The organism is Tahibacter sp. (assembly GCF_035481375.1).
Taxonomy (GTDB): Bacteria; Pseudomonadota; Gammaproteobacteria; order Xanthomonadales; family Rhodanobacteraceae; genus Tahibacter.
Genome location: NZ_DATIGT010000032.1, coordinates 1 through 19,240, shown reverse-complemented (window position 1 = coordinate 19,240; position 19,240 = coordinate 1). Strand labels below are relative to the sequence as shown.

The following is a 19,240-nucleotide window of genomic DNA, read 5'->3' as shown; positions in this document are numbered from 1 at the left end:
CCGTGAAGCCGACACGATGCGCAAGCCGTGCCATCGCCGCGTTCTGCGGCGCGTAATCGAGATAGATCTCCTCGAGCGGCAGCGTCGCGAACGCGCGCGCCACCAGTCCGCCGAGCGCTTCGGCGGCCAGGCCGAGTCCGCGCGCCGGCGCCGCCAGCAGGATGCCGGCTTCCGCGCGACGCGCCGCGAGATCGATCGCGCGCAGTCCGCACAGGCCGAAGCGGGCACCGTCGCCGCGACGCGCAAGCACGCCGAACATCTCGCGCGGCGCCTGCGCGCGGGTATGGCGCAGCGCCGCGACGAAGCTGCGCCGCGCGCGTTCCGGCGTGAGCGGCGGACCGACGTGACGCAGGATTTCCGCATCGCCGTAGATGTCGCAATAGAAGGTTTCGTCGCCGTCGCCGAGCGGGCGCAGCAGCAGCCGCTGCGTTTCGAACGCGATCGCGCCGGCGGCGCTCATGCGTAGCCCAGCGCCTGATCGAGTTCGCCGAGCCGGCGCAGCACGTCCCGGTTCGGTTCGAGTTCGCGCGCGGGCGGCAGCACGACGGTCGCATGCAGGTCGATGTCGGCGTCGACGAGACCCGCGATCGTCGTGTGGTCGATGCGCGGCGCGTGGATCGGCAGCGTCGCGACCTTGTAGATGATCGCGGGGTGGTCGCGCGGATAGTCCTGCGCCAGCACGTCGACGAGCACCTCGCGGTACTGCGACGGCGTGGAGAACCGCGCGAGCGAGCGGTCGCCGGCGATGCCGACCTGCCACAGTACGAGGTAGGCGGACGTGTCGACGCGGCGCCGGTAGAACATGAACTGGCTCGCTTCGAAGTGCTGGCAGCCGACGCGGCCCGGATCGATGCCGAGGTCGGCATACAGGCAGTCCTCGGCCGAGATGCCCGGGTCCATGTGCGCCGCGTAGCCCTCGGCGCGCGCCTGTGCGATCGCGCGATGCGGCGGCAGCGCGAACACGCCGGGATGCCCGTAGAACGCGCCGACGACCTTCTTGCCGGCGCGGACCTCGGTCAGCATGGCCTCGACCATGCGCTCGTACGTGCGCAGCCGCGACATGCCTTCGCGGTAATACGGCTGCAGACTGCGCACGTCGCGATGCATGCCCTGCAGCCAGAGTTCGACCACGCCGTCGGAAACGCCGGCGAAAACGACATCGGCCTGTTCGATATGGCTGCGTGCAAGCGGGCTCAGATGCGAGCCCAACGTCATGCCCAGGCCCACACAGACCAGACTGCCCTCGTGCGCCATGCTCCCCTCCGTCCGGTCCGTCCGCTCCCCGGTGCGGGCATGTTGCCGCGTCGGTCCGTACCGCTGGAGACGGAACTTATGCGCAACCGGCGCGGCGCGGCAAGTGCGACGTTGTTGCTTCGTGCGAAATGAACCGAATTCCGTCTGCAACGCAACAGGTATTTCGAAGCAACGAACGTCGCGGTCGTGTCAACGCGGCCCGTGCCGGGCGAAGGCTCGGTCGGTTTCCGCGACGAGCCGCTGCAGATAGCCGGCAGCGGCCGGAATCGCGCCGGACCCGCTGCGGCCGAGCAGCGGCGCGGCCTGGCCGCACCACAGCGACATGAGGTCGGTGCGTTCCTGCGCGATGGCCGCGGCGCGCAGCCGGCCGCTGAGCCAGCCTTGCGCCGGATACGGCGCGAGCGGCCCGGCGCCGATTTCGTGCATGAATCGGTTGCGGATGCCGCGTGCGAGCCGGCCGCTGAACGCACGCGTGAGGCCGGTGTCCTCCGCCGCGGGACCGAGCAGCGCCATGCGGTGCGCATCGTGCGTACCGGATTCGCGGCAGGCGAGAAAGCCGGTGCCGATCTGCACGGCCTGCGCGCCGAGCGTCAGCGCCGCGGCAATGCCGCGACCGTCGGCGATGCCGCCGGCGGCCACGACCGGAAGGTCTACGGCGTCGGCGACCTGCGGCACGAGCGCAAGGCCGCCGGTCAGCACCTGCTCGGCGTCGCGCAGGAACGACACGCGATGGCCGCCGGCTTCCATGCCGGTCGCGACGACGGCGTCGACACCGGCCGCGGCCAGCGCGCGCGCTTCGGCCGGCGTGGTCGCCGCGCCGAGCGTGACGATGTCGAGTTCGCGGCAGCGCGCAAGCACTTCGGCCGACGGGATGCCGTAGACGAAGCTGAATACCGCGGGCCGCGCGTCGAGGACCGCGTCGATCTGCTCGGCGTAGGCCGGTGCGTAGCGCTCCGGCGGTGTCGGGAGCGCAACGCCGAGCTCGTCGAAAAAGCCGCGCAGCGGCGCAAGCCACGCGTCGAACGTCGCCGTGTCGGCGCTGAGTTCGTCGCTGCCCCGGAACGGGATCCAGAGGTTCAGATTGAACGGCCGCGCGGTGCGCGCGCGAATCGCGGAGGCGATCTCGCGGATACCGGCGCCGTCGAGGTGATGCACGCCGAACGAACCGAGGCCGCCGCCTTCGCTGACCGCGACCGCGAGATCGACCGCCGACAGACCGCCGCCGAACGGCCCCTGCACGATCGGCAGACGCAGGCCGAGGCGGCGCGTGAAATCGGTTTCAGTCCAGGACATGAGCGGCTCCATGAAGACGGAGGGCGCAGCCTAATACGTGCGTGCGCGGCGACGAATACGGCATCATGCACTTCATTCTTGCGGCGATGTAATCAATGGGCCGGCAGTTCGACGACCTCATGCTCGGCAGCATCGAGCTGTTCTGCCTCAGCGCCGAGCAGGCGAGCTTCACCGCCGCCGCCACCGCGGCCGGACTGACGCCGCCCGCGGTGAGCCGCGCGATCGGCCGGCTCGAACAGCGCCTCGGCGTGCGGCTGTTCGCGCGCACGACGCGACGGGTGCACCTGACCGACGCGGGCCGCGCGTACTACGAGCAATGCCGGCAGGCGCTGAACCAGCTCATCGATGCCGAACGCGAACTCGGCGGCCGGCAGCGCGTGCCGTCGGGCACGCTGCGCATCAGCCTGCCGACCCCGCTCGGCAACCATCGCATCCTGCCGCTGCTGCCCGCGTTTCGCGCGCGCTATCCGGAAGTGCAGCTCGACGTCCACGTCAGCGACCGCAACGTCGACCTGACCGCCGACGGCTACGACCTCGTCGTGCGCGCGCGCACCCCGCCCGATTCGAACGTCGTCGCGCGCAAGCTCCTCGACGCGGAACTCGTCGTCGTCGCCACGCCGGCCTATCTCGCGCGCGCCGGCACGCCGCGCACGCCGGCCGACCTCGCCGCGCACGACTGCGTGCAGTTCCTGCTGCCGCGCAACGGCCAACCGATTCCGTGGCTGTTTCGCGACAAAGACAGCGATGTGGAAATCGCGACTCGCGGCGGATTCGCCTGCGCCGAACACCTGCTCGCCGCGGTGACGCTCGCGCGCCACGGCGGCGGCCTGCTGCAGACTTATCGCTTCATCGTCGAGGACGACCTCGCGCGCGGCGATCTCGTCGAGGTGCTCGGCGAATTCGGCGGCCGGTCGCGGCCGTTCTCGCTGCTCTATGCGAGCGGGCCGCATATGCCGCTCCGCCAGCGCGTGTTCATCGACTTCCTGCTCGGCGCGTTCGGCCGGGATCAGTCGAAAGCGCCGGCGAAGATGTCGTCGGTCTGAAGCCGGGCGACGAGGTAGTCCTCACCGGCTCCGGTGCCGAGACAGCTCGCGTCTACGCCGCCGACGAATACCGGTCGATTCCGCCACAGCGTGAGGCGGCCGTAGCGATGGGTCCTGGACGGGATGTTGCAGGCATTCGCAGTGGGGCGAAATATCGCGGTCTGCGCACCGTTGTCGCCGAACATGGTGTCGACGCGATCATCGGCGGATGTCGTACCGATTTCGCCCATCGCAAAGTGAATGCCGACATCGGTGTTGTTCGCGGCATACATCGCCAGTGCCCCGAACAGCACGCGCCGGCGCGGCAGCACGGTAACGCCCTGCAGCCCGAAACGAGCGACGACGCCGATACCCTGACCACCCACGGGAGCGATCGGCAGCGTGAACGCCGAAACGGAATCGCCGCGAAACACGATGAGCTGCGGCGGCGCCGAATAGGCCGGCGTGGGTCCCGAACTGCTCGCCAGCACGATCGTCTGTCCATCGACCGCGCGGCCGTTGCCGACCCAGGTCGTATAGCCGGGCGGAGCCTGCTGTTCGAGCACGCCCTCCCAGATCAGCGAATCGCGATTGAGCACGGCACGGTAAGCGCCGTTCACGCGGCCGTTCTGGCCGAATGCCCAAAGCCGCCCATCGGGCGCGTCGACGACCGTCGTCGCGGTGCGCGAACGCAGGTTGTCGAGTATCGCTGCGCGGCGGAGGCTGCCGTTGGCTGCAAGCAGCACGACGAATCCGCGCTCGCCACCGACTGCCAGCACCACGCGTCCGCTCACGGCGATGTCGCCGTTGGCGAGCTGGTTGACACCCAGGGGCAGTTCCTCCTTGGCAAGATTCGGTATCCACTGGTCCAGGTCGATGCCGATCACGCCGCCCGTGCCGAAGCTGCCATCAGGCAGGCCGGTGCTCTTGAGAACGCGGAAGATCTGGAGGTTCTGTTCGCCGTCGGGGGCAGTGATGGCGCGCGCCACCACGACATGACCATCCGCCTGGCACGCGCCCGGCGAGAATTCGGCCGGCGTTGCGGGCAGGTCGAAACTCTGCTTGCCGTCGTCGCTGAAGCTCGTTTCGTAGTCGCCGTTGTCGCGCAGACGGACCGTCACGACGCGCTGCCAGCCCGAGGCAGCGCCGACGATCGTGAAGGTGCCGTCGGGTCCCGGACATCCGACGTACGCGCGATCGATCAGCGCACCGTTCACGGCCTGGAAGCCGTAGTTTCGCATGCCGCTGTCGCCGAAGGTCGGATCGAGCGGGCCTTCATGAGCCATCGCCGTACCGGCACCCAGCAGCAGGCCGGCGATGCAGGAAATGAGGTGTCGCATGGGAGCGGTTCCGAACATGCGCGCGAGCCGCGCATTCCGCAGTACGCGGTCGCGCGGCGTTTTCTCCGCATGGCTTCGGCAGCGTCTTCAGCAAGGACAGCCGCCGTCGTGACCGATCGCGCCGGCGAGGCCGGCGCGAATCTCCACGACGCGTTCGTCTTCGATCACGAATACGAAACCGTGCCGCCCGTCGCGCGACCCCAGCGTGAGATTTCGACGGCGCTCGTCGTATTTCTGGCCGCTCGATTCCAGCGTGCGTGCATAGGCGCGATGCACCTGCGCCGCGTCGTTGCCGACGCGGATGCCCGCGCGTGTCGCCGCCTGCGAACCGGTGACGGCGATGCGCACGAGCAGACCATCTTCGAACATGAGTGTGGTCTGCGGCGAGCCGCGTAGCGGAAGCTCCACGCAGCCGCTCCAGTTGAAGGTCGGGGTCGAGGGATCTGCAGCGCCGTCGCCCGCGGGTTCGAGGGCAAGCCCGATCGCGTCGAACTGCCGCCGGCTCATGCCGACGCGGAGCGCGCCGAGGCCGTGCCAGCTCAGCGCATCGCGCGGCGCGGCAGCGCCCGGCGACGGCGCGGCGAGCAGCAACGCCGCGGCGAGCGCCGCGCGGCCGAAAGCTGCGCGCGTACGCGCGCGCAGCGCTTTTTCTACCCGTGGACTACTGTACGACATCACTTCCGCTGCGCAGGCGCATGACCAGATAGTCAGATCCGCTGCCGTTGCCGTCGCAGTCGGCGTACACGGAACCGACGAAGGAAGGCCGGTCCAGCCATAGCGTCAGGCGGCCGTAGTAGTGCAGCGGCGGCTCACTCGCGCACGCGGGGCTGCGCGGCCGGAACGCGGCCGTCTGTGCACCGGCGATACCGAACGACGGATCGATGCGGTCGCCGCCCGCGTCGTCGCCGATCTGCGCCATCGCGAAATGAACGCCTAGCTCCGTGTTGATGCTGACGTCTTCGGCCGTTGCGGCGAACAGTACCCGCCGGCCCGGCAGCACGGTCACACCTTGTCCGCCGAATGTCGCATCGACATACAGCACTTTCTCGTCGAGCACGGGCAGCGGCAACGAAATCGCCGATACGCTGGCGGCGCGGAATACGATGAGCTGAGGCCACGTGTTCCAGGTTCCCATCGGCGTGGCCCCGGCCGCGAGCACGACGGTCTGCGCGTCGACGACGCGACCGTTGCCGACGAAGGCCCACTGGTTCGCCGGCGCGCGGTATTCGAGCACGGCTTCCCAGGCCAGCGTCGTGCGATTCAGGGTCGCGCGATAGGCGCCCGGAATGCGGCCATTCTGACCGAACACCCAGAGGCGACCATCGGGTGCGTCCACGACCGTGGTCGCCGTGCGCGAGCGCAGATTGGCCACCGCCGCGACGCGACGCACGCTGCCGTCCGCACCGAGCAGCACGACGAAGCCGCGCTCCTCGTCGGTACGCAGAGCGACGCGTCCGCTGACCGCCAGGTCGCCATTGGCGAGCACGTTCACGCCGAGCGGCATTTCTTCCTTGTCGAGTCCAGGAATCCACTGATCGAGATCGATCGTGACGACACCGGCGTTGCCGAAGCCCTCGTCGAGCTGGCCGGTGTGCTTGAGCACGCGGAAGATCTGCAGATGCTGTTCGCCGTCCGGTGCCGTGATCGAGCGCGCCGCAACCATGTGGCCGTCGGGTTGACACAGCCCCGGCGCGAAATGCGTGTACGTGCCGGGAAGTACAAAACTCTCCTTGCCGTCGGCGCTGAAACCGGTGTCGATCGAACCGTCCTTGAGCAGACGCATCGTCACGATGCGCCGCTCCGACGATGCCGAACCCATCACCGTGAAGGTTCCGTTCGCCGTCGCGCAGCCGACGATGGCCTGATCGCTATTGCCTCCGTCGATCGCCTGGAATCCGTAGGCGCGCATGCCGCCGTCACCGAAGGAAGGATCGAGCGGGCCTTCGTGCGCCGCCGAGGTGGCCGCGGCCATCGCGAGTGCAAGCGTGCCGAAACAGCGGCACAGGGAAAACGTCATGGGAAATATCCGGATGTCGTGCGCGAGCCGCACGTCACGCAGTACGCGATCGCGCCGCGTTTTCTCCGCCGACTATTTCACGTGTGAAAAAACGTCCGTCTTCAGCCACGCGCAGGCATGCGCCCATTCGCGGTTGACCGACGACGGACTGATGTCCATGGCCTGCGCGGTCTCGTCGATCGTCAGTCCGGCGAAGACGCGCAGTTCGACGACGCTGGCCGCGCGCGGATCGAGTTCGGCAAGGGTCGCGAGCGCGTCGTCGAGCGCGACGAGTTCGGCCGGGTTCGCCATGATCGGAATGTCGATGCCGGCATCGAGGGATTCCGGCACCACGCCGGCGCCGCGCTTGTCGGCGAGCTTGCGCCGCGCGCGGTCGACGAGGATCTGGCGCATCGCGCGCGCGACGATGCGGACGAAATGCCCGCGGTCCTCGGCGGCCGGCGCGTTGCGCGCCTCGATCAGCTTGATCAGCGCGTCGTTGAGCAGCGCCGTCGGCTGCAGCGTGTCGTGGCCCGCCTCGCTGCGCAGCACGACCGCGGCCAGCCGCTTGAGTTCGTGATAGAGCTGGCCGAACACGCGATCGCGCGCGCGCGCATCGCCGTCCTGCCAGTTGCGGATCCAACCGGTGATGTCGGCAGTGTCGTCCATGCGCGCAAGCATAAGCCGGGATGCGATCCGCGCGGGCGTGCCGGCGTCGCAACCCGGGATCGTGGCCGCAGGGGTCAACGGCCGAGCTGATGTGCCGGATCGAGCGGATCGCGCGCCGGCGGCGCGTAGTCCTGCGGCGCCGCCCGCCAGCGCGCGAATTCGCGTTCCGCATGCCGGCAGTCGCCGTAGGTCACCGCGATCCCGCCGTTCCAGGTCAGCCCTAGCGGTGCCCCGGGCAGCTCGCGCAGCAGCGCCGGCAGGCGCCCGCGCAGGCCGGACGCGGCGTAGTCGTCGCGGCGGACCTGCCGTCGCCACTCGGCGGCGACGCTCGCGTCGAGGTCGGCATCGGCCGCGAGTTCGACGCCCACGCGGCCACGCAGCCGGGCACCGACGCGCGGCATCGCGTCGGCGGGAATCGTCGTGAATACGGTATAGGCCTCGGCCGACCGGTCGATCAGAAGGTTCGCGCGGCTCGGCGGCCGTTCGGCCGACGCCGCCAGTGTCGCCGTCAGCAGCATCCAGGCAGGCATGACTCGTCTCCTCGCTGTGGGTTCGCATCGCCGTACGCAAGGCCGGCTCCGTTTGCGTCATGCGGAGAAACGCGTCCGTTTCTGCGTACGGCGATCGCGAGGACGGCATCGTGCCGTCGACGGAGCACCACCATGTACGCGAAAGCCCTGCCCCTGTTCCTGGCGCTGGCGGCGACGACGGCTTCGGCCGGGGAGCTGATGCGCGATGACTTCGCCAACCCCGCCAGCGGCTGGCAGAACAAGGCCGCGACGACCGACCGGGACCTCGGCTTCGCGGTCTATACCGACAGCGGCCAGTATCAGATGACGCCGGTGCACGACAACGCGTTCGGTTTCATCCCGGCGCCGCGCCAGGCGGCCGGCGGCGACGTGCACCTCGAATCCGACATGTTCCTCTACGCCGGCATCGGCGCGGGCGCCGGCGGCCTCGCCTGCCGCTTCCAGGACCACCAGAACTTCTATGCGTTCCTCGCGCGCGGCGACGCGGTCCTCGTCATCGCGAAGATCCGCGACGGCAAGGTCACGCCGCTGGCCCAGGGCAAGGTCAAGAGCATCATGGCCGGCAGCGTCGACACGCGGCTCACGGTCGACTGCAAGGGCGACGTGCTGCGCCTGCGCGCCAAGAACGGCGGCACGATCGAAGCGCGCGATGCGGAACTCGGCGGCGGCCGCAGCGGCCTCGTCGTCATCGGCGAAAAGATGGCCGGCACGAGCGCGGTGTTCGACAACTTCGTGCTCGCGGCGCCCTGATGAGTCCCGACCTGTGCCGGATTCGGCGACGCTGAAAAAGCGCCGTTCCGGCCGTCTTGGAGATTCCCTGATTGCACAGCCGCGTTGCAGCGATGGCGGGGCGGGCCGCCATCGCCGCAACGCCGGTGCTTGAGCGCGCGCCCGCGGACCGGCTACGTTCGGCGTCCGTGCCGGATCCGGAGTACCGCGTGCTGTCGAGACTCTTCTTCGCGCTGCTGGCCTTCGCGCCGGCGGCGCCGCTGTTGGCACAGGCGCCTGCGTCCCCGACAGTCCCGGCGCCGCAGACGCAACACGCCGATGCGATCGCCGCGCTGACGAAGCGCTACGACGAACAGCCGCAGGCGCATTACCTGGCCTATCTGATCGCGCGATTTTCCGCCGAGGACGACCTCGCCGACGACGCGCTGCAGTGGCTCGCGCTGCTGCACAAGCGCGGCTGGGACCTCGGCGTGAATCCGCGCGATTTTCCGAAGCTCGCCGGCCGCGACGAATTCCGCGCGATCCGCACGAAGCTGCAACGCCAGCAGACGCGCCGTGCGCAGGGCCAGCGTGCACTGCTCGTCAATGTCGCCGGGCTCGTGCCCGAAGGTCTTGCCTTCGACGCGAAGCGCGAACGGTTCCTGATCGGCGCGTTGAACGCCGCCCGCATCCACGCCGTCAATGCGCGTGGCCGCGTCGAGCCGTTCTGGTCGTCGGCGGATCCGGTCGTGGTGCTCGGCCTGACCGTGTCGCCCGACGGGGAATCGCTCTATGCCGCGATCGATCCGACGACGCGTCTGCGCGAGGCCGGTACGGCCAAGCCGTTCGTGCTGCAGCTGTCGCTGGCCGACGGCCGCGAGCTCGCGCGCCTGCCGGCGAACGACGCGGGCTTTCTCAACGACCTCTGCGTGATGCGCGACGGCCGCGTGTTCGCGAGCGACAGCGACCAGAGCCGAATCTTCCGCGCCGGTCCGGGCGAGGGTTCGCTGCATCTGTGGACCGAACCGGGTCATCTGATCGCGGCCAACGGCGTGGTCTGCGACGACGCGCGCGACGCGCTCTACGTCGCGGTCTACAACGGCATCAGCCGCATCGGCATCGCCGATGCAAAAGCCCAGCTGCTGCCGACGCCGAAGGGCGCCGCGGTCGGCGGCAACGACGGCCTGTACCTGCACGGCCGCGACCTGATCGGCGTGCAGAACGGCTTCGGCGCCGGCCGCGTGCTGCGCGCGCGTCTGTCCGCCGACGGTGCGGCGATCACGCGCGTCGAGACGCTGGAATCAGCCATCGTCGACCTCAACGAACCGACCACCGGCGCGCTGACGCCGGACGGCTTTGTGTACATTGCCAATAGTCAGATCTGGAAATGGGACGACAAGGCCGAGACGCTGCGAGACGGTGCGAGGCTCGCGCCGATCCTGCTGCGGCGCGTGCCGCTGTAGCTTCGAGCTTGAAGCCCTCCCCTTGAAGGGGAGGGTTGTCCCGCTCCGCTCCGACGATTCCCGATTCCCGCTATCGGTCGTATGCCGACTCCCCGTGCGAGGTGATGTCGAGACCTTCGCGCTCCTCGTCGGCGGGCACGCGCAGGCCGTCGGTCAGCAGTCCCGCGAGCTTGAACGCGATGAACGCGACGACGCCGGACCAGATCACCGTGACGGCGACGCCGGTGCCCTGCACGAGCAGCTGGCTGCCTATCGAATAGTTCTCGGCCACTTTGTTGCCGACGTAGTCGTAGATGCCCGTGCCGCCGAGCGACGGTGCGGCGAACACGCCGGTCAGCAGCGCGCCGACGATGCCGCCGACGCCGTGCACGCCGAACACGTCGAGCGCATCGTCGGCGCGCAGCAGCCGCTTCAGGCCCGTGACGCCCCAGAGGCAGGCCAGTCCCGCGATGAAGCCGATCGCGAGCGCGCCGCCGAGGCCGACGAAACCGGCCGCGGGCGTGATACCGACGAGGCCGGCGACGGCGCCCGACGCCGCGCCGAGCATCGACGGCTTGCCCTTGCCGAGCCACTCGCCGAGGGTCCACGCGAGGATCGCCGCGCACGGCGCGATCAGCGTGTTGACGAATGCGAGCGCCGCCGCACCGTTGGCTTCCAGCGCGGAACCTGCGTTGAAGCCGAACCAGCCGACCCAGAGGATGGCCGCGCCGGTCATCGTCAGCGCGAGGTTGTGCGGGCGCATCGCCTCGTGCCCGTAGCCGATGCGCTTGCCGACGAGCCATGCGCCGACGAGGCCGGCCACCGCGGCATTGATGTGGACGACGGTGCCGCCGGCGAAATCGAGCGCGCCGCGCTTGAACAGGAAACCCGAGGCGGCCGTCGCTGCGTCGCCCGCGGCCTGGTCGGTGAACGCGTCCGGGCCGGGCCAGAACCAGACCATGTGCGCAATCGGTACATAGCTGAAGGTGAACCAGAGCACCGTGAACACCAGCACCGCGGCGAAGCGGATGCGCTCGGCGAACGCGCCGACGATCAGCGCGCAGGTGATGCAGGCGAACGCGGCCTGGAACGCGAAGTAGCCGAGTTCCGGCACGACCACGCCCTTGGAGAACGTGGCCGCGTTGGCTTCGGGCGTCAGTCCCTTCATCAGCAGCCGGTCGAAGCCGCCGAAGAACGCATTGCCCGAAGTGAACGCGAGGCTGTAGCCGTAGAGACTCCAGAGCACGGCGACGAGCGCGAACACGAGCACGCATTGCATCAGCACGGACAGCATGTTCTTCGAGCGCACGAGGCCGCCGTAGAACAGGCCGAGCCCGGGCAGGGTCATGAAGATCACGATGGCCGTGCAGACCAGCAGCCAGGCCGTGTCGCCCTTGTTCGGCGCGGGAGCGGCCTGTGCCAGCAGTTCGGGTGCGAAGCCGATCAGCACGGCGGCCGCGGCGGCGCGCAGCAGTGCCGCGCGTGGAGCGAAGTTCGGAATCATCATGGTGTCCCCCTCAGAGCGCGTCGTCGTCGGTTTCACCGGTGCGTATGCGCACCGCGTGCTGCAGTTCGAGCACGAAGATCTTGCCGTCGCCGATCTTGTCGGTCCGCGCGGCGGCGGTGATGGCTTCGATCGCGATGTCTTCGAGGTTGTCCGGTACCGCGGCCTCGATGCGGATCTTCGGCACGAAGTCGACGACGTATTCGGCGCCGCGATAGAGCTCGGTGTGACCCTTCTGCCGGCCATAGCCTTTGACTTCGGTCACGGTGATGCCGCTGACGCCGGCTTCGGACAGCGCCTCGCGCACGTCGTCGAGCTTGAACGGTCGGATGATGGCAACGATCAGTTTCATCGGAACTCCCGTCTAGAAGGCTTTCGTGAGGGTCAGCGTGCCGGTCGCGCGCCCGAGGAAATTGCCGAAGGCGTTCGTGTAGACGGCGCGTTCCGCGTCGGTGTCGGCATAGGCGGCGGCGAGCGACCATCCGCCGTCGAAATTGCGCGTGACCCCGAGTTTCCAGTCGGTATACGACGCGGCTGACGTGCGCTTCACGCGCTGGCGTCCCGCGTGGCCGTTGAGCACCCAGCCGGCGCTGAATTCGTAATTGAGATTGGCTTCGAGATAGCCCGAGCCGTCGGAGTCGGCAAAGCCGAACAGGTTCGTGACCGCGTGCGAATACTTGATCGACGCCGGGCCGAAGCTCGCGCCGAAATAGACTTCGGTCGTGTACGGCCGCACGAAGCCGCCCGGATAGTCGCCGGGGTAGTAGTACGTGTAGACGCCGCCGTCGAGCTTGACGGTTTCGCTGACGTTGCCGCGCCAGCCGACGTAGCCGTCGAGTTCGACGCTGTTGCTGATCGGCAGCGACGCGCTGGAATAGTCGGACAGCCAGCTGACGTTGCTGCCCCAAAGACCGGCGTAGACCCCGCTGTCGTGGGCGTATTCGATGCCGCCCTGCAGGGCGGGTTCCTGATTGGTCTGCGACAGGCCGCGGAACAGATAGTCGCTGGTCAGGGCAAGCGTGCCGCTCGTGGCGGCGCACGCGGAACCGGCGAGAAGAATCGAGGACGCAGCAAAGGCGCCCACGCGGAACGTGGTGACGAGGCGAGGCATATTGGGCGATTCCCGTTCGATGAGTTGGCTGCCGCTGCGCAATGGCGCAACGGTGGCGGTCCCTGCCGATCCACTCCGGGTATCCGAGGCTGTTCCGCCCCTTGGTTCCGCCCGCGCCCGGCTCCTGGCGCAAGCGGACCGCATCGCCGCATCCCGCGGCCGGCGCACGAGGCCTCGCGAAAGCCCGCACACCGCCCTTCCCGAACGCCGCGCGCCCTGCGCGGCCGTGTTGTTTTCTAGTTGTTTAGGTGTTTCCGTTTTCCATCATTCGAAAACTGTCCGACTCCCTCTCCCCCTGACTTGCCTGGAGGAGAGGGTTTTGTTTCCCGGCGTCAGATCGCGTAGTACATCTGGTATTCGAGCGGATGCGTCGATGCGCGGAACTTCGTGACTTCCTGCATCTTCAGTTCGATGTAGGCGTCGATGAAGTCGTCGGAGAACACGCCGCCGGCCTTGAGGAAGTCGCGGTCCTTGTCGAGCGCTTCGAGCGCCTGATCGAGGCTGTGGCAGACGGTCGGGATGTTCTTTTCCTCTTCCGGCGGCAGGTCGTAGAGATCCTTGTCCATCGGCGCGCCCGGATCGATCTTGTTCAGGATGCCGTCGAGGCCGGCCATCATCAGCGCGGTGAACGCGAGGTAGCCCGAATTCATCGGATCCGGGAAACGGATCTCGATGCGGCGGCCCTTCGGATTCGTCACGAACGGAATGCGGCAGCTGGCCGAACGGTTACGCGCCGAGTAGGCGAGCATGACCGGCGCTTCGAAGCCCGGCACGAGGCGCTTGTAGCTGTTGGTCGTGGAATTGGTGAACGCGTTGATCGCGCGCGCATGCTTGAAGATGCCGCCGATGTAGTACAGCGCGGTCTGCGACAGGCCGCCGTAGAGATCGCCCGAGAACAGGTTCTGACCGCTCTTGGCGAGCGACTGGTGCACATGCATGCCCGAGCCGTTGTCGCCGACGATCGGCTTCGGCATGAAGGTGACGGTCTTGCCGTTCTTGTGCGCGACGTTGCGGATCACGTACTTCAGCAGCGCGAGCTCGTCGGCCTTCTTCACGAGCGTGTTGAAGCGCGTGCCGATTTCGCACTGGCCGGCGTTGGCGACTTCATGGTGATGCACTTCGACGACCTGGCCGAGCGCTTCGAGCGCGAGGCACATCTCGCCGCGCAGGTCCTGGAACGAGTCGACCGGCGGCAGCGGGAAATAGCCGCCCTTCACGCCGGGACGCAGGCCCGAGTTGCCTTCCTCGTAGCGGTACTTCGAACTCCAGGCGGCTTCCTGCGATTCGATCTCGTAGAACACCTTGCCCATGTCGTTCTGCCAGCGCACCGAGTCGAAGATGAAGAATTCGGGTTCCGGGCCGAAGAACGCCGTGTCGGCGAGGCCGGTGGACTTCAGGAAGGCCTCGCCGCGCTTGGCGATCGAGCGCGGGCAGCGCGAATAGGCCTGCATGGTGCTGGGTTCGAGCACGTCGCAGGTGATGGCCAGCGTCTTGTGCGCGAAGAACGGATCGACGACGGCCGAGCCGGCGTCGGGCAGCAGCACCATGTCGGATTCGTTGATGCCCTTCCAGCCGGCGATCGACGAACCGTCGAACATCTTGCCGTCCTCGAAGGTGCCTGCGTCGATCGCGTGCGCGGGGAAGGTCACGTGATGCTGCGTGCCGCGCATGTCGGCGAAACGCAGATCGACGAATTCGATGCCTTCGTCCTTGATGAGCTGGAGAACCTTGTCGACGGACATGTAGCGGACGCCTGTGTGGGGAGAAGAGTGACTGATCTATGGCAAGTCGTGTGCCATCGCAGCAACTTGCGCTGTTTCAATGGGTTATTGAAATCTCAGTGGATGACTGCTCGACGATTTTCACCAATATGGTGCACCCTGGCCGCCAGGTTGCACGAAAACGGTTCGTTGATTCGCGCCCCGGCGCGTGCGGGCGCACGTCGCGTTCCTACCGACGAAGCGGGATGCGGGAGTGCTTCGTCGCCCGAGCCCCCCGTCGTTCCGGCGAGTCTGCCGAGCGCCACCGGGCCGCGACGCCGGGTCCCGTGTCTGGCCGGCTGCGCATCGCCGGCGCGGCGACGCGCTACTCTAGCCCGCTCGCTCGCAGCCACCGCGTCGCATGAACGACATCCTCAGCGTCATCCTGCTCGGCATCATCGAAGGCATCACCGAATTCCTGCCGATTTCGAGCACGGGACATCTGCTGATTGCGGAACACTGGCTCGGCGCACGCTCGGATCTGTTCAACATCGCGATCCAGGCCGGCGCGATCCTCGCGGTCTGCCTGCTGTACCGGCAGCGACTGTGGCAGCTCGCGACGGGGCTCGGCGATCCGGAGCAGCGCCGCTACACGGCCAAGCTCGCGCTTGCGTTCGCGATCACCGCGGTCCTGGGCCTCGTCGTCGCGAAGGCGGGCTTCAAGCTGCCGACCGAGATCGCACCGATCGCCTGGGCGCTCGTGATCGGCGGCCTATGGATCCTGCTCGCCGAAAGACTCGTCGCGAACAGGCCCGACGTGACGGAAATCGCCTGGCACACCGCTGCGCTGGTCGGGCTGTTCCAGGTCGTCGCCGGCGTGTTTCCGGGTACGTCGCGGTCGGCGGCGACGATCTTCGTCGCACTGCTCGCCGGCACGACGAGCCGCGCCGCGGCGACCGAGTTCGCGTTCCTCGTCGGCATTCCGACGATGTTCGCGGCCTCGGGCTATGAGCTCGCCAAGACGCTCGAGGCCGGGCAGACGCACGAGGACTGGAGCCTGCTCGCGATCGCGTTCGCCGTGTCGTGCGTGACCGCGTTCGTCGCGGTCCGCTGGCTGCTCGGCTACATCCGCACGCATCGCTTCACCGCGTTCGCGTGGTATCGCATCGCGCTGGGGCTCGCGCTGCTGCTGGGGCTGCCTGCGGCGAGCTAACCGTTCTCGCGAACGCTGCATCTCTCCGGCGTCCGTTGCCCGGGAAGTGCCATGTCCACCGCGTCGCTGCCGTTCCGCTTTTTTACCGCGCTGTTCGCGCCGATGTTCGCTGCCGTCGCGACCGCTGCCACGTTGACGCCGCGGCAATGGCACGAGGATCTCGCGGCCGCACGCGCCGCGATCGCGGCCACCCATCCGGACCTCGCGCATTCGACCAGTGCTGCAGCAGTGGACCACGGGTTCGCACGGGTCGAGCGGCAGCTGCGCCGGCCGCTCGACGTCGACGCCGGCTGGCGCGTGCTCGCGGCGCTGAATCCGCTGTTCGCCGATGCGCATCTGTGCGTCTGCTACGACGACTGGCGTACCGAGGTACGCGGGCTGCTCGCCGACGGCGGCGGCGTGTTTCCGTTCGCCGTCGATGCCGATGCCGACGGCCGCCTCGTCGTCACGCGCTGGCTCGGCGGCGCGGCAACACCGCTGGCCGGCGCGCGCATCGCGGCGATCAACGGCGTTCCCGCCGACCGGATCGCAGCGGAACTGCTCGCCCGCGTGCACGGCGACACGCCGCGCTTTCGCGCGGGCGTGCTGTCGCAGCGCTTCGCGTTCTACTACTGGAAAGTGTTCGGCGCGCCGGCGCAGTTCGATGTCGCGTTCGGCGACGGTGCGCGCCTGCGCGTTGCCGCGGACCGCCGCGGCAACGGCGACATCGCCGGCGCGCCGTCGTTCGAGTCGGCGTTCTCGCTGACGCTGCTGCCCTCGCGCGCCGCGGTGCTGCGCATCGACACATTCGCCTGGCCCGACAAGGAACAGGTCGCCGCGTTCCATCGCGATGCGTTCGCGCGCCTGCGCGACGCCGGCGTCGACACGCTCGTGATCGACGTGCGCAACAACGGCGGCGGCAACGACGATCAATGGATCGACGCGGTGCTGCCCTACCTCGCAACCCAGCCGTATCAATGGGCATCGCGCTATCGCAAGAAGATCATCGAGAAGTTCCGCAAGGACGGCGAGACCGCCGGCGCCGTCGTCGACGGCCGCATCGAACGCGTCATCGAACCGCAGCCCGGTCATCCGCTGCGCTTTCGCGGCAAGACCTACGTGCTCGTCGGGCGCGGCACCTATTCGTCCGCCGTGCTGTTCGCCAACGTCATGCAGGACTACGGCTTCGCGACGCTCGCAGGCACCGGCGACGCGGCGCGCGCGCGCCAGAGCGGCGGCGTGCAGCGCGTCGTACTGCCGCATTCGAAGCTCGTCATGTCCGTGCCGCGTTTCATCCTTGAACGGCCCTCGGGCGCGGCGGGCCCGGCGCTCGTGACGCCCGGCATCGCGGTCGAGGACGATCCGCTGCAGCCTCGGCGGGCCGTCGATGCACTGCTTGCCCGAGTCACCGCGGCACGTTGATCGCAAACTGCATGACGGCCGCGCCGAACGCTGCATTGCGCCCGGACCGGACCCAGCAGCGAACGCCCAACACATTGACCAAACAAAACTTTTTCGGCAACCGCGATTGGCGTTGCGTTTGCTGCCTGAGACTGCGGGCCGGTCCGGTCCGCCCGCATGCCCTCAGGAGAATTCGCATGAATCCGATCAAGCCGCTTGCAATGGCCACCCTGTTCGCCCTCGGCGGCGGTGTCGCGCTGACGGCCTCGGCTGCCGCGGAGAAACCTCTCGAACAGACCCTCAGCGATGCGAACAAGGAAGGCCGCATCTGGGCCAGCTTTGCGCTGAACCGGCACCTCAATCCGTTCGAGTTCGACATCAAGGTCAACGGTGAAACCGCGACGCTGAGCGGCACCGTCGACGAATCGATCGACAAGGAACTCGCCGAGCAGGTCGCGCTCGGCGTCAGCGGCATCAAGAAAGTCGTCAACAACGTGACCGTCGATCCGGACTGGGCGCCGAAGGCGCGGCCGACCGGCGAACGCAGCTTCGGCCAGACCGCCGAGGACGCGACGATCACGGCGACGGTCAAGAGCAAGCTGCTCTGGAGCGAGCACACCGACGGTCTCGACATCGACGTCGACACCAACAGCGGCGTCGTCACGCTGCGCGGCAAGGTACCCACCACGGAAGGCAGGGATCTCGCCGGCCGCTACGCGGCGAACACCAGCGGCGTGCGCAAGGTCAACAACGAGCTCGCGGTCGCGACCGATGCCAGGCGCAGCGGCACGACGTCCGAGCAGCCGATGACCGATACCTGGGTCACGGCGAAGGTGAAATCGTCGCTGACGCTGTCGCGACCGCTCATGGACGACGACATCGACGTCAAGACGACGAACGGCACGGTCACATTGAGCGGCCAGGTCGAGACGACGCAGGAGAAATCGCTCGCGATCGAGATCGCCGACAACATTCGCGGTGCGAAAAAGGTCGAGGCCGGCGGCCTCAAGACGCGCCGCTGATCCGTCATCGGCGCGGCGCCGCGGGCGCCGCGCCTACCCCGCGCGGCGTCCGTCACGGCGACCGCCTTTGGCGGCGACCACGACTCACACACCGTGGTCGCCGCATTTTTTGGCCGGAGGCCCGAGTGAACGCCAGCACGCACGATGCCCAGCCCACTCCCGAGACGCTGCGCCGCGACCGGCGCCGCGCGCTGTTCGATCGCGTCGCCGGCGCCATCACGCACGTCGTCGGCACCTCCGGCGCATTCGCCATCGCGTTCGGCGCGATCGCGCTCTGGGGCGCAACCGGTCCGCTTTTCGGTTTCTCCGACGGCTGGCAGCTCGTCGTCAACACCGCGACGACGATCGTCACGTTCCTCATGGTGTTCGTGATCCAGCATTCGCAGAACAAGGACAGCATCGCGCTGCATCTCAAGCTCAACGAACTGCTGTCGGCACACCGCAACGCGAGCAACCGGCTCATCGCGATCGAAGATCTCGACGAGACCGAACTCGCGACACTGCGCCAGTTCTACTGCCGCCTCGGCGAACTCGCCGCCGAGCACCGCGGCGTCACCCGGACGCACTCGCTCGAAGAAGCGCTCGAAGCCCACGAAGAAAAAAGAAAAGGCCGCGAACGCAGTCTGTAGGGCGCAGCACTCGAAGGGCATTGCGCCCCACCTGCGACGCAGGCTGCGCTGGGCCGCAGGCGAACCGCCACGTCGCGTCGTCGATCGCTACGACGAACATAACGGCAGACGCGCCGAGACCGGCGCCGTTGCAACGCCCGTTGCACCGTTTTCCTTCGTCATGCGTTCTTCGCCGCGGAACGTCCGCGACGTTGCGGTTCGCTGCGCTCGCCGCAACCTGTGATGCATTGTTTCTTATGCATCAAATGGGAAATAGAAAGCCCCGGCCTTGGCGGGCCGGGGCTCCGTGTCGTGCTGCGAGGTGGCGCAGCGGACGCGGCGGGTGGCGTCAGTCGCGCGCCTTGTCGGAGGCGTCCTGGATTTCCTCGCCGGCTCGCTCGATGTCCTTGCCCGCGCCCTTGACGGTGTGGCAGGCAGTCAGCGAGCT

General features: G+C 68.2%; 20 protein-coding genes. 7 read left to right on the top strand and 13 right to left on the bottom strand.

Features of this window, described 5'->3' with window-relative positions; all coding sequences use genetic code 11:
• From VLF18_RS02255 to VLF18_RS02245, 3 genes are all read right to left on the bottom strand, one after another.
• Window positions 1–460, bottom strand: a 460-nt coding sequence (locus tag VLF18_RS02255; RefSeq protein ID WP_325277991.1) for a GNAT family N-acetyltransferase, incomplete at its 3' end; no start/stop codon positions are given.
• Window positions 457–1,254 (bottom strand): SAM-dependent methyltransferase, encoded by a 798-nt coding sequence (locus VLF18_RS02250; RefSeq protein WP_325277990.1) that lies wholly within the window; start codon window positions 1,252–1,254, stop codon window positions 457–459. The genes VLF18_RS02250 and VLF18_RS02255, both read right to left, overlap by 4 nt.
• A 189-nt stretch (window positions 1,255–1,443) precedes the next feature.
• Window positions 1,444–2,547: an NAD(P)H-dependent flavin oxidoreductase gene (locus VLF18_RS02245; RefSeq protein ID WP_325277989.1), complete on the bottom strand. Its 1,104-nt coding sequence runs from the start codon at window positions 2,545–2,547 to the stop codon at window positions 1,444–1,446.
• 95 nt (window positions 2,548–2,642) lie between these two features.
• Here VLF18_RS02245 and VLF18_RS02240 point away from each other — a divergent pair, with 95 nt between their 5' ends.
• Window positions 2,643–3,590, top strand: coding sequence for a LysR family transcriptional regulator (locus VLF18_RS02240; protein WP_325277988.1), 948 nt, complete (start codon window positions 2,643–2,645; stop codon window positions 3,588–3,590).
• Here the strand turns inward: VLF18_RS02240 and VLF18_RS02235 are convergent.
• From VLF18_RS02235 to VLF18_RS02215, 5 genes are all read right to left on the bottom strand, one after another.
• Window positions 3,554–4,909 (bottom strand): hypothetical protein, encoded by a 1,356-nt coding sequence (locus tag VLF18_RS02235; RefSeq protein ID WP_325277987.1) that lies wholly within the window; start codon window positions 4,907–4,909, stop codon window positions 3,554–3,556. The genes VLF18_RS02240 and VLF18_RS02235 overlap by 37 nt on opposite strands.
• 87 nt (window positions 4,910–4,996) lie before the next feature.
• Window positions 4,997–5,584, bottom strand: coding sequence for a hypothetical protein (locus tag VLF18_RS02230; RefSeq protein ID WP_325277986.1), 588 nt, complete (start codon window positions 5,582–5,584; stop codon window positions 4,997–4,999).
• Window positions 5,571–6,926, bottom strand: a complete 1,356-nt coding sequence (locus VLF18_RS02225) for a hypothetical protein (RefSeq protein WP_325277985.1) — start codon at window positions 6,924–6,926, stop codon at window positions 5,571–5,573. The genes VLF18_RS02230 and VLF18_RS02225 overlap by 14 nt, the downstream gene beginning before the upstream one ends.
• A gap of 72 nt (window positions 6,927–6,998) precedes the next feature.
• Window positions 6,999–7,574, bottom strand: coding sequence for an ECF-type sigma factor (locus tag VLF18_RS02220; RefSeq protein ID WP_325277984.1), 576 nt, complete (start codon window positions 7,572–7,574; stop codon window positions 6,999–7,001).
• A 74-nt stretch (window positions 7,575–7,648) separates the two neighbouring features.
• Window positions 7,649–8,104 carry a hypothetical protein gene (locus VLF18_RS02215; protein WP_325277983.1) on the bottom strand — a complete coding sequence of 152 codons (456 nt, stop codon included), beginning with the start codon at window positions 8,102–8,104 and terminating at the stop codon, window positions 7,649–7,651.
• A gap of 132 nt (window positions 8,105–8,236) precedes the next feature.
• On the opposite strand from VLF18_RS02215, the gene VLF18_RS02210 reads away from it, so the two are divergent.
• Together VLF18_RS02210 and VLF18_RS02205 are read left to right on the top strand one after the other, a co-directional pair.
• Window positions 8,237–8,854, top strand: coding sequence for a hypothetical protein (locus VLF18_RS02210; protein ID WP_325277982.1), 618 nt, complete (start codon window positions 8,237–8,239; stop codon window positions 8,852–8,854).
• Between the two features lie 188 nt (window positions 8,855–9,042).
• Complete coding sequence (locus VLF18_RS02205; protein WP_325277981.1) at window positions 9,043–10,275, top strand: hypothetical protein; 1,233 nt, start codon at window positions 9,043–9,045, stop codon at window positions 10,273–10,275.
• Window positions 10,276–10,345: 70 nt separating this feature from the next.
• On the opposite strand, the gene amt is transcribed toward VLF18_RS02205, so the two are convergent.
• The 4 genes from amt to glnA form a co-directional block, all read right to left on the bottom strand.
• The gene (gene amt, locus VLF18_RS02200; RefSeq protein ID WP_325277980.1) at window positions 10,346–11,761 is read right to left on the bottom strand and encodes an ammonium transporter; all 1,416 of its coding nucleotides are present in this window, start codon (window positions 11,759–11,761) and stop codon (window positions 10,346–10,348) included.
• 10 nt (window positions 11,762–11,771) lie between these two features.
• Window positions 11,772–12,110, bottom strand: a complete 339-nt coding sequence (locus tag VLF18_RS02195; protein ID WP_325277979.1) for a P-II family nitrogen regulator — start codon at window positions 12,108–12,110, stop codon at window positions 11,772–11,774.
• Window positions 12,111–12,122: 12 nt separating this feature from the next.
• Complete coding sequence (locus VLF18_RS02190) at window positions 12,123–12,869, bottom strand: TorF family putative porin (RefSeq protein WP_325277978.1); 747 nt, start codon at window positions 12,867–12,869, stop codon at window positions 12,123–12,125.
• A gap of 332 nt (window positions 12,870–13,201) precedes the next feature.
• Window positions 13,202–14,611: a type I glutamate--ammonia ligase gene (gene glnA / locus VLF18_RS02185; RefSeq protein ID WP_325277977.1), complete on the bottom strand. Its 1,410-nt coding sequence runs from the start codon at window positions 14,609–14,611 to the stop codon at window positions 13,202–13,204.
• A 379-nt stretch (window positions 14,612–14,990) separates the two neighbouring features.
• Here glnA and VLF18_RS02180 point away from each other — a divergent pair, with 379 nt between their 5' ends.
• The 4 genes from VLF18_RS02180 (at window position 14,991) to VLF18_RS02165 (ending at window position 18,813) form a co-directional block, all read left to right on the top strand.
• Window positions 14,991–15,782, top strand: coding sequence for an undecaprenyl-diphosphate phosphatase (locus VLF18_RS02180; protein ID WP_325277976.1), 792 nt, complete (start codon window positions 14,991–14,993; stop codon window positions 15,780–15,782).
• A 51-nt stretch (window positions 15,783–15,833) separates the two neighbouring features.
• Window positions 15,834–17,183 carry a S41 family peptidase gene (locus VLF18_RS02175; protein ID WP_325277975.1) on the top strand — a complete coding sequence of 450 codons (1,350 nt, stop codon included), beginning with the start codon at window positions 15,834–15,836 and terminating at the stop codon, window positions 17,181–17,183.
• Window positions 17,184–17,359: 176 nt separating this feature from the next.
• Window positions 17,360–18,184 carry a BON domain-containing protein gene (locus VLF18_RS02170; RefSeq protein WP_325277974.1) on the top strand — a complete coding sequence of 275 codons (825 nt, stop codon included), beginning with the start codon at window positions 17,360–17,362 and terminating at the stop codon, window positions 18,182–18,184.
• A gap of 125 nt (window positions 18,185–18,309) precedes the next feature.
• Entirely contained in the window at window positions 18,310–18,813 is a 504-nt protein-coding gene (locus tag VLF18_RS02165; RefSeq protein ID WP_325277973.1) for a low affinity iron permease family protein, read from the top strand.
• Window positions 18,814–19,141: 328 nt separating this feature from the next.
• Here VLF18_RS02165 and VLF18_RS02160 read toward each other — a convergent pair whose 3' ends face one another.
• Window positions 19,142–19,234, bottom strand: coding sequence for an entericidin A/B family lipoprotein (locus tag VLF18_RS02160; protein WP_414717174.1), 93 nt, complete (start codon window positions 19,232–19,234; stop codon window positions 19,142–19,144).
• Window positions 19,235–19,240: the final 6 nt, after the last annotated feature.